The organism is Streptomyces atriruber (assembly GCF_001418325.1).
Lineage (GTDB): Bacteria > Actinomycetota > Actinomycetes > Streptomycetales > Streptomycetaceae > Streptomyces > Streptomyces atriruber.
In genome coordinates this window covers 1-10,199 of record NZ_LIPN01000305.1, presented here as the reverse complement: position 1 = coordinate 10,199, position 10,199 = coordinate 1, and the positions used below count along the sequence as shown (strand labels likewise).

Genomic DNA, 10,199 nt, shown 5'->3' with positions numbered 1-10,199 from the left:
CGCCCCCGCCGCCCCCGGCTCCCCGGGTCTACCAGTGGAACGAGCTGGAGTACGGCCTCACCGGCGACGGCACCAAGCCCGAGATGCGGCTCGCCGAGAGCAGCTGGGTGTGGCAGCGCTGGGGCCTGTCGGTCGGCGACAAGCGGTACTCCCACGGCGTGACCGTGCACGGCAGGTCCTCCGTCACCATCGACCTGAACCGCAGCTGTTCGACGTACGACGCGGTCGTCGGGGTCGACGACATGACGATGGGGCTCGGCAAGGTGCGCTTCTCCGTGTACGGGGACGGGGCGCGGCTGTGGCGGTCCCCGCTGGTCGAGGGCGGTGATCCGGCGGTGCCGGTGCATGTGAACCTGACGGGTCGCAAGACGGTCAGGCTCGTCGTGGAACCGCATACGCCGTTCGACACGACGGCGCTCGCGGACTGGGCGCAGTCGCGGATGAGCTGCGGCTAGACCTCCGGCCCGCCCGGAGGCCCTAGGCGTCCGGATCGCCGACGGCTTCGGTCGCGAGCTCCAGCTCCTGCAGCGCTCCGTCCGCCGTCAGCGCGCCGCCCGCGGCACGCTCCCGCTCGTATGCGTCCGGGCCGAGCGCGGCCAGGGCCGCGCTCTCCACGTGCTGCGCCTGCCCGTACTCCGGATTGGACCTCCGGGCGCCGTTGCGCAGGGACGTGGCGGCGGCGAGGATCCGGGCCGCGCGCGTGTGCTCGCCGAGGTCGCTCAGCAGCACCGCGGCACCGTCCAGCGACGACGCCACGATCATTTCGGAACACCGGGACGTCACGGCCTCGCGCACCGCGCCGGTGACGATGGGCAGGCCCGTGGCCGGACCGGATCCGGCCGCGGCGATGCGGGCCTCCATTGCGCTCAGGGCGACGCTGAACTGCGGGGGCGGCGTGCCGAACTCGGCCTCGGCGCGCGAGGCCTCGCACAGCTCGCGGGCCGTGTCGAGGTCTCCCTCGTCCAGTGCGAGCAGGGCGCCCAGCAGCCGTACGAAGGCACTTGAGTCCGTCGCCCCGTACCGATCGGCCTCCCGGCGGGCCTCGTCGAGGACCTTCGCCGCCTCGGTCCGGTCGCCCTCGCGGTAGGCGACCTCGGCGAGCCGGGCGAGCAGGAACGAGGATTCCGCGTACGCCCCCACTTCATAGGCGAGGCGCAGCGCTTCCTCGTACTCGACGCGGGCCTCCTCGTGCCTGCTGCGGGCCATGGCCGCCTCGCCCGACGCGCTGCACACCTGGGCGCGCATCCAGCGGTCGCCCACGCGGCGGCTCAGCTCCCGCAGCTCCGCCAGGTCCTCGTCGACGCCGGAGAGGTTGCCCGGCATGTCGACGGCCATGTGCGTGCGGAACATGAGGATGACGCCGAGGTCCCATTCCTCTCCGTGGCGCCGGCAGTTCTCGATCGTGCGGTTCAGCGGGATCAGCGCGTCCTCGTGGGTGCCGCCGGTGAAGAAGAAGGTGAACGGCCAGAGCAGCCCGGGGAAGCGGGCGGTCTCGGGCACGGGCCGCGCGAAGGCCGCGCGCAGCGCCTCGACGAGCTCCAGGTCCGCCCACTTCTCCAGGTGGGCCGGTGAGTCCGCGGGCCTGGACTCCGCGACCAGGCACAGGTGCAGCAGCTGGAGCCGCATCCACGGCCAGTAGAGCGGGTCGTCCTCGGCGGGAAGGCCGGGGGGCGCGAGCTCCAGGACGCGGGCCATCCAGTCGGCGCCCTCCCTGCGGTAGTTGCGCAGCCACCAGAACCAGCCGGTGTTCAGCGCCATCTCGATCGCGCCCGCCGCGTCACCGGACTCGGCCGTGCGCTGCAGCGCCGCCCGGATGTTGTCGAGCTCCGTCTCCAGGCGGCTGATCCACGGCAGTTGTTCCGCGGAGCGGAGCAGGGGTTCGGCGCGGGCGAGGAGCTCGCGGAAGTACGCCGCGTGGCGGGCCTCGGCCGCGGCGAGCAGGGCGGGGGTCTCGGCGGCGCGCTCGGTCGCGTACTCGTGGATGGTCTCCAGGAGGCGGTAGCGCATGCCGCCGTCGGCGGGGCTCGCGGACGGGACGGCCACCACCAGGGACTTGTCGACGAGGGCGCCGATCAGGTCCGTTGCGGGCGCGGTGCACACGGCCTCGGCGGCCGGGAGGTCCCAGCTGCCGGCGAAGACGGACGCCTCGCGCAGCACGGCCCGCTCGGCCTCGTCGAGGAGGTCCCAGGACCAGTCGACGACGGCCCGCAGGGTCTGCTGGCGGGGCAGGACCGTGCGGCTGCCGCTGGTGAGGAGGCGGAAGCGGTCGTCGAGGCGGTCGGCGATCTGGCGCGGGGTGAGCATCCGCAGCCGGGCCGCGGCCAGTTCGATGGCGAGCGGCAGGCCGTCGAGACGGCGGCAGATCTCGGCGACGGCCTCGGCGTCCGCCACCGGGTCGAAGCCGGGCCGGACCGCGGCGGCCCGCTCGGTGAACAGCCGGTGGGCCGGGTCGGGCGGGAGCGGCTCCACGGGGCGCACGGCCTCGCCCGGCACGCCGAGCGGTTCGCGGCTGGTGGCGAGGATGGTGAGGCCCGGGCAGTGCGTGAGGAGGGCCTCGGCGAGCTCGGCGGCCGCGCCGATCACGTGTTCGCAGTTGTCAAGGAGCAGGAGCAGGCTGCGCGGGGCGCAGTACTCGACGAGCAGGGCGACCGGGTCGTCCTGCTGTGTGGTCAGCTCGCTGGTCATCAGGACGGTCTCGCGCAGGTCGAGCGCGCTGACGACGGCGCCGGGCACCGCCTCGGGGTGGTCGAGCGGGGCGAGCTCGGCCAGCCATGCCTGCGGATGCCCGGCGGCGGCTTCCTCGGCGAGGCGGGTCTTGCCGGATCCGCCCGGTCCGGTGAGGGTGACGAGGCGGGCCCTTCGCAAGTCGGAACGGATGGCGGCGAGTTCGGGTTCCCGGCCGACGAAAGAGGTCAAGCGGGTGCGGATGTTCCCGTTCTGCTCGGTTCTTGCCGAGCGTTGGGGGTGGGATGGGTGTGGTGGGTGAGATGGGTGGGAGGAATGAGAAGTCTGGGAGGGATGAGAGGGCTGAGAGGGCTGGGAGAGTTCTGGCTGGGGTTCTTGCGGCGGCTGGGGGCGCTGTTGCCCCTGCGGATGCTGCGATGGTCCTGAGCCGTCAGGTTTCCGCCCGACCTGTTTCAGCCCGACCTGTTTCCGCCCACCCTGTTTCAGCCCGACCTGTTGCCACCCGACCTGTTGCCGCCCGTCCCGTTCCCGTCCGCCCCGCTCCCCCTCCCGCTCCGGGCCCGCCAGCAATTCCGCGTGCAGCGACCGCAGTTCCGGGCCCGGGTCCGTGCCGAGTCCGTCGGCGAGGGCGCGGCGCGCTTCCTCGTAGGCGGCGAGCGCGTCGGCCCCGCGCCCGGCATCACGCAGGGCGCGGATCAGCAGGGCATGCAGCGTCTCGTCGTAGGGCCGGGCGGAGGTGAGCTCGCGCAGCTCCGGCACGACCTCGGAGGCGCGGCCGAGGAGGACGTCCGCCTCGATGCGTGCGCGGACGGTCTCCGCGCGCTGCGCGTCGGGGCGTGCCGCGGCGGCGCGGTCGGGCAGGTCGGCGAGGGCGGGGCCGCGCCACAGGGCGAGCGCGTCGCGCAGGGTGCGGGCGCCCGCGGCCGGGTCGCCGCGGTCCAGCTCCGCCCTGCCCTCGCGCGCGAGGCGCTCGAAGCGGTGCAGGTCGACGTCGTCGGGGGCGACGGCGAGGCGGTAGCCGCCGGAGGCGGACACGACGGCGTCCTTGCCGACGGCCCGGCGCAGGCGGCCCACCAGTGCCTGCAGGGCGGCGGGGGCGTCGGCGGGCGGGTCGCCGGCCCAGACCTCTTCGATGAGCGCGCCGACGGTGGCGGTGCGGTTCGCGTGGAGCGCGAGGGCGGCGAGCAGGGCACGCAGCCGCTGGCCCCCTACGGGCAGGGGGGCGCCTTGCTCGTCGTACGCCTCGGTGGCGCCCAGGATTCGGTACCGCACCCCGTCATTCTCCCCGCCCGGGTGTGCCGGGGCGCGTGCTTTCTTTTCGGCGCGCGTTGCGGGGCCCGGCGTGCGGCTCCGGAGAGCCCCTTCCGGAGCCGGAGAGACACCCTTCCGCAGCCGGAGAGTCTCCCCTCCGGAGCCGGAGTGTGTCCCCTCCTGGGGGCTGTCGCTATCGCCCCGCTCCTAGTGCCCCTCTCTGCGGGACCACACTGCCAGTGGGAACAGCTCGTTGCCGTGCTGGAGTCCCCGTCCAGCACGTGCCTCTTCGCGACAGCAGCCGCCGCAGCCACAGCTCGGTGGAGACCAGGTCGGCCAGGCCGTCCAGCGGAAGCGGCTCGCCCTCGGCGGCCGAGCGCAGGGCCTTGCGGACCACGCGGGCTTCGACGAGGCCCGCCTGGGCGAGCAGCGGGGTGTCGAAGAGCGCGATGAGGTCGTCGACCGCCACGCGGAGCCCGGTGCGGGCGGCCGCCGCGTTCGAGGCGTGGGACGGGGCGCCCCAGCCGGGCGGCAGTTCGGCGACCCCGGCGCCTTCCAGGACCGTGCGCAGGATCGCGGCCCGCGCCCCGGGCTGCACCCGCAGGGCTTCGGGGAGCGCCCGGCAGGCGCGGACGACCTGGTTGTCCAGGAAGGGGGCGTGCAGGCGCTGGAAGCGCACCTCGGCGGCCTGTTCCAGGAGGCGCAGGTCCGCGGCGTGCCGGGCGAGGGCCGCCCGCGCGCGGAACTCGCCGGGGCGCTGGCCCGGCCCGCCGGGACGCATGGTGGTGTCCTGGAGGCGAACCGATACTTCAGCGAGTGCCTCCCCGGTCAGCCAGCGGGCGGCGGGTCCGGGCCTGGCCCACGCGAGGGCGCCGAGCGACGCGCCCACGGCTCCGCCCGGCTCGTCGAAGCGGCGCTGGAGCAGGCGCTCGGCGAGGGACTCGACCCCGGCCCGGTGCGGTGTGCGGGCGAGCTTGCGGGCCGCGCCGTACACGCGCGCGGGGACCATCACCGAGCCGTCGGCCTTCGCCAGTGCCGCCACGGGGCGCACCATGTGGCGTCGCTTGCGGTCCATCAGGAGGTCGGCGAGGCGGGCCGGGTGGGCGTCCAGGACCTGCCGGGCGCCGTGGCCCGTGAAGTGGTCGGCGCTGCCGGAGGAGAGCCGGGCGCGGTGGCGCTGGGCGGCCACCAGGACGGCGCTCGGCTCGTCGGTCAGCGGGCCGTCGAGGTCGGCGTAGGGCAGGGCGTCCTCGCCCGCCGCGACGACCACGTGGTGCAGGCGCGGGTTGGCGGCGATGGCGCCGGCCCGTTCCAGTTCCGCCTCCCGGCCGTTGACGGCCAGGTCGTTGAAGGTGACGGCCAGGAGCCGCTCCCCCGCGCCGGTGCCGTGGCCGAGCACCGTGCCGGGCATCCCGGGCAGACCGGCCGCAAGGAGAGCGAGGGTTCCCGAAGCGGGTCCTCCGGAGAGGTCGGCTCCGATGCCGGGGACCGGCATGCCGCGGGCCGCGCGCCGTTCGGCGGGCCCCATGCCGGGCACCGGGCCGGGGTCGACGTCCGTGCCGGGTACGTGGCGGGGTGCGGTGAGGCGGGCGCGTACCGCCTCGATGAGGGCTTCCCGGACGCCGTCCACCGCGCTGTCGGCGTCGGTGGGGGCCGCCGCGACCGCCAGCGAGGCCACCGGTTCGTACCCGGCGATCTCCCGCGCGCCCGCGCGCAGGATCAGCGCGTGCCCCGGGGGCACGCGACGCACGCCCTGGTACGGGGTGGAGTCGTGCAGTGCTTCCGGGACGTCCGGCGCGGCGAGCAGTGCCGCGAGGTGGCCGATGTCCAGGTGGGCCTCGATGAGGTCGGCCAGGGGCAGCGCGGCGGTCGCGTAGGCCGTGCCGCCTGCCCAGGGGGTGTAGAAGACGGGGCGGGCTCCGGCGAGGTCACCGGCGATCATGACGCGGCGGCCGACCTGGACGACCGCCGTATAGCTGCCGGACCAGGCCGTCAGGTGGCGCAGGGCGCCGCCGCGGGCGGCGAGGAGGCCGACCCTGAGCTCCTCGTCGGAGGCTCCGCAGGTGCCGAGGACCGCGATGCGGGTCTGCTCGTCGGCCGTCACTGTCCGTACTTCGTCGGCCCGCCAGTCGCCGACCGCCCAGAGCGGATTCGGGTCTCCCCACAGGAGTTGGGAACCTACGGGGTGGACGGTCTCGCCGTCGTCACCGGTGGCCCCGGCCGAGCCCACCGTCGAGGATCTCGCGGTGGTACTGCTCCACCCCACCAACCACCGCATCGCTGCCTCCACAGGCTGTGGACGGGCCGGCGGCGCAACGCCGCCGGGCACGGCCGATCAGTGCACCGAAGAACTGGGGTCCCATGCTGCCACGAAGGAGGCGTACGGGAAGGACTACGGGACCGCTTGCGCCCCCTGGAATGCGCCCCAGGTGAGCGGTAGTTGAGAGCGGAACGGCACCCTTTCCCTCGGGAAGGGTGCCGGAAGGCTCTCGGGAGGCCCCGGGAGAGTCCCGGAGGGGCACTCAGCAAGGCCTCGGGAAGGCCTCGGGGAGACCCCGGAAGGGCTCCGGAAGGGCTCCGGAAGGTCCCCCGAAGGACCCCGATGAGACCTCGGGAAAGCCCGAGGGGGATGATCGGGGGCGCCCCGCCTCGGCATTGCGAGCGCCCCGTGCGCGCGGCTCGCGCCGCCTTGACAGGCGCACGCGCGCACCGCACTCGGGCGCACGCGCAACCGCCTTCGTGCGCACGCGCACACCACCGCAATGGGCGGTATGCCGGTTTCTGTACACGGGCGCTTTTCGGCCAAATCGGCCTGCGACGGCCCCGGGACGGAACCGTTCGAAGGCAACACACAGCCCGGGAGGCGGTGTTCGCCTCCCGGACCGGTCCGCCGCCCGCGGGGATGGAGGCGGCGGTGTCCCCCAGCCCGCTGACTCCAGCGCAGCGGGCCGACCCACGCATCGCCAATGGAACCGTTCTCGTCATGGCCGGAGAAGAGCGCACACACAGGCGCACGGCCACACGGCGGGAGCACGCGTCGCCGTCGAAGCACCTCCGCACGGACAACAATCTCGCCATCCGGAACTGGGGCTCTTAACGCTTGGGATGCGGCGAACTACGCTGTGTGTGCTGTTGTTTTCGCGGAGGCATATACCTGGAGGATCGGCCAAACGCTCTTGCGGCCGCCATTCCGGCCACCGCCCCCGGGGGAACGCAGCACGAATGCCGCGAGCGGTCCAGCCACTGCCCGGCAGCCGTCTGTGTCGAGGGGTGGCGCATGTCCAGGGAGCAACGCGGGCCGAACGAAAAGCTCGGCACCGTTCTCGCCCTCGCGGGAATCAGCAATGCGGGACTCGCCCGCCGGGTCAACGACCTCGGCGCACAACGCGGGTTGACGCTCCGTTACGACAAGACATCAGTGGCGCGCTGGGTGTCCAAGGGCATGGTGCCCCAGGGCGCCGCCCCGCACCTGATCGCGGCGGCCATCGGACAGAAACTCGGCCGCCCGGTGCCGCTGCACGAGATCGGCCTGGCGGACGCCGACCCCGCACCCGAGGTGGGCCTCGCCTTCCCGCGCGACGTGGGGGCGGCGGTGAAGTCCGCGACCGAGCTGTACCGCCTCGATCTGGCGGGCCGGCGCGCGGGCAGCGGCGGGATCTGGCAGTCCCTGGCGGGGTCCTTCGCCGTCAGCGCCTATGCGACGCCCGCCTCGCGCTGGCTGATAACCCCCGCCGACAGCTCCGTCGCACGCGACGTGACGCGCGAAGCACCGCGCGACACCGTGCACACGGACGACGGCGGCGCGCCGATGAAGGTCGGCCACAGCGACGTGCTGAAGCTGCGGGAGGCCGCCGAGGACGCGCGCCGCTGGGACTCCAAGTACGGCGGCGGGGACTGGCGTTCCTCGATGGTCCCGGAGTGCCTGCGCGTCGAGGCGGCCCCGCTGCTGCTCGGCTCCTACTCCGACGAGGTGGGACGCGCCCTCTTCGGAGCGTCGGCCGAACTGACGCGCCTCGCCGGGTGGATGGCCTTCGACACGGGCCAGCAGGAGGCCGCCCAGCGCTACTACATCCAGGCACTGCGGCTCGCGCGCGCGGCCGCCGACGTCCCCCTCGGGGGGTACGTCCTGGCGTCCATGTCCCTCCAGGCGACCTACCGCGGCTTCGGGGACGAGGGAGTCGACCTCGCGCAGGCCGCCCTGGAGCGGAACAGGGGCCTGGCCACCGCGCGCACGATGAGCTTCTTCCGTCTCGTCGAGGCGCGGGCACACGCGCGTGCCAACGACGCGCAGGCGGCGGGCGCGGCGCTGCGGGCCGCCGAGGGCTGGCTGGAGCGGGCCCGTGACGGCGACCACGACCCCACCTGGCTCGGCTTCTACTCGTACGACCGCTTCGCCGCGGACGCCGCCGAGTGCTACCGCGACCTGAAGGCACCGCGGCAGGTGCGGCGCTTCACGGAGCAGGCGCTGTCCCGCCCCACGGAGGAGTTCGTGCGGTCGCACGGTCTGCGGCTCGTGGTGTCGGCGGTCGCCGAGCTGGAGTCCGGGAACCTCGACGCGGCGTGCGAGCAGGGGACGCGGGCGCTGGAGGTCGCCGGGCGGATCTCGTCCGCGAGGACCACGGAGTACGTGAAGGACCTGCTGCACCGGCTCGAGCCGTACGGGGACGAGCCCCGGGTGGTCGAGCTGCGCGAGCGGGCCCGGCCCTTGCTCATGGCTCCGGCCTAGGCCGGGCACTGCCTCGGTCCTCCCGCCCACCGGGGCGGTCCGGGTGAACTCACGGGTGAGCGCGAGTTAAGGGTGCCGAAGGATCCGGCGTCCGAGGTTTGGTGGCGTTGTCAGTGGCGCAGGGCAGTATCTGAGGTGGGAGGTGAGGCGCGGTGAAGAAGGTCGCGTACGACTGCGACGTGCTGGTGATCGGCGGCGGGATCGTCGGGCTCGCGACGGCGTATGCCCTCACGCGCGCCACTCCCGGCACCCGGGTCACGGTCCTGGAGAAGGAGCCGGGCCCCGCCCGCCACCAGACGGGCCGGAACAGCGGCGTGATCCACAGCGGGATCTACTACCGCCCGGGCTCCCTCAAGGCGAGGTACGCGGTCCGGGGCGCCGCCGAGATGGTCAAGTTCTGCGCGGAGTACGGGGTCGCGCACGAGGTCACCGGCAAGCTGATCGTCGCGACCGAGCGGGAGGAGCTGCCGCGCCTGCACGCCCTGGTCCAGCGCGGCAGGGAGAACGGCATTCCGGTGCGCGAGCTGGGCCCCGCGCAGATCACCGAGTACGAACCGGAGGTCCGCGGCCTCGCCGCCATCCACGTGGGCACGACCGGGGTGTGCGACTACAGCGCGGTGGCGGAGCGCCTGGCCGACGCCTCCGGGGCCGAGATCCGGTACGGCACGGGGGGCGAGGTCGTCCGCATCGACCGCCGCGCCGGCCTCGGCGTCGCCGTCCTCACCGCCGACGGCTCCGTCGTGCGCGGCAGGGTCCTGGTGAACTGCGCGGGGCTGCACTGCGACGGGATCGCGCGGCTCACCGGGGACGATCCGGGCATGCGGATCGTGCCGTTCCGTGGGGAGTACTTCGAGCTGGCCCGGCCCGAGCTGGTGCGCGGCCTCGTCTATCCCGTGCCCGATCCGGCCTTCCCGTTCCTCGGCGTCCACCTCACGCGGGGCATCGACGGCGGCGTCCACGTGGGGCCGAACGCGGTCCCCGCGCTGGCCCGCGAGGGGTACGACTGGTCGGTGGTCCGTCCCCGCGAGCTCGCCGGGACGGTCGGCTGGCCCGGCTCCTGGCACATGGCGCGGCGGCACTGGCGGTACGGGGCGGGGGAGCTGCGTCGGTCCGCGTCCAAGTCGGCGTTCACGGATGCGGTGCGGAGGCTGCTGCCCGCGGTGCGTCCCGATGACCTGGTTTCCGCGCCTGCGGGGGTGCGGGCGCAGGCCGTCCTGCGGGACGGCACGCTGGTCGACGACTTCCTCATACGGGAAGGGGCGCGGGCCGTGCACGTGCTGAACGCGCCTTCGCCGGCTGCGACGGCGTCCCTGCCGATCGGCAGGGAGGTGGCTCGGCGGGCCTTTGAGGTGCTGCGCGGGGTGGAGTGAGGGGTCCCCGCTCGGCTGCGGGTCTGCGTGGGCTGATCGCGCGGTTCCCCGCGGCCCTGACGGTGATCGCCTCCGCCCGGCCGCACAGCCCCGCCGTCCTCACGGAAGAGCCGCTCTCCGCCCGGCCGCGGGCCCGCCTGGGCTGACCGCGCAGTTCCCCGCGCCCC

5 protein-coding genes are annotated in these 10,199 nt (G+C 74.3%); 3 read left to right on the top strand and 2 right to left on the bottom strand.

Translation table 11 applies throughout. From position 1 onward, the window contains the following. The coding region (locus tag AOK03_RS28405) for an NPCBM/NEW2 domain-containing protein (protein ID WP_208609613.1) at window positions 1-455 on the top strand (455 nt) is incomplete at its 5' end. A gap of 22 nt (window positions 456-477) precedes the next feature. Here AOK03_RS28405 and AOK03_RS28400 read toward each other — a convergent pair. Together AOK03_RS28400 and AOK03_RS28395 are read right to left on the bottom strand one after the other, a co-directional pair. Beyond that, the gene (locus AOK03_RS28400) at window positions 478-3,957 is read right to left on the bottom strand and encodes an AfsR/SARP family transcriptional regulator (RefSeq protein ID WP_055568210.1); all 3,480 of its coding nucleotides are present in this window, start codon (window positions 3,955-3,957) and stop codon (window positions 478-480) included. 172 nt (window positions 3,958-4,129) lie between these two features. Continuing rightward, on the bottom strand, window positions 4,130-6,214 hold the full coding sequence (locus AOK03_RS28395) for an asparagine synthase-related protein (protein WP_055568209.1): 2,085 nt from the start codon (window positions 6,212-6,214) through the stop codon (window positions 4,130-4,132). Between the two features lie 999 nt (window positions 6,215-7,213). Between AOK03_RS28395 and AOK03_RS28390 the strand changes: the two genes are divergently transcribed. Both AOK03_RS28390 and lhgO read left to right on the top strand, forming a co-directional pair. Then, a complete protein-coding gene (locus AOK03_RS28390; protein ID WP_055568208.1) occupies window positions 7,214-8,662 on the top strand; it encodes an NsdA family TPR-like regulatory protein in 1,449 nt (482 codons plus the stop codon). Window positions 8,663-8,814: 152 nt separating this feature from the next. Continuing rightward, the gene (gene lhgO / locus AOK03_RS28385) at window positions 8,815-10,032 is read left to right on the top strand and encodes an L-2-hydroxyglutarate oxidase (protein WP_055568207.1); all 1,218 of its coding nucleotides are present in this window, start codon (window positions 8,815-8,817) and stop codon (window positions 10,030-10,032) included. The last annotated feature ends 167 nt before the right edge of the window (window positions 10,033-10,199 follow it).

Bases quoted from the DNA above. Each gene is read 5' to 3' on its own strand.
- AOK03_RS28395 (WP_055568209.1), bottom strand. From the start codon at position 6,214: ATGCGGTGGTTGGTGGGGTGGAGCAGTACCACCGCGAGATCCTCGACG.
- AOK03_RS28390 (WP_055568208.1), top strand. From the start codon at position 7,214: ATGTCCAGGGAGCAACGCGGGCCGAACGAAAAGCTCGGCACCGTTCTC.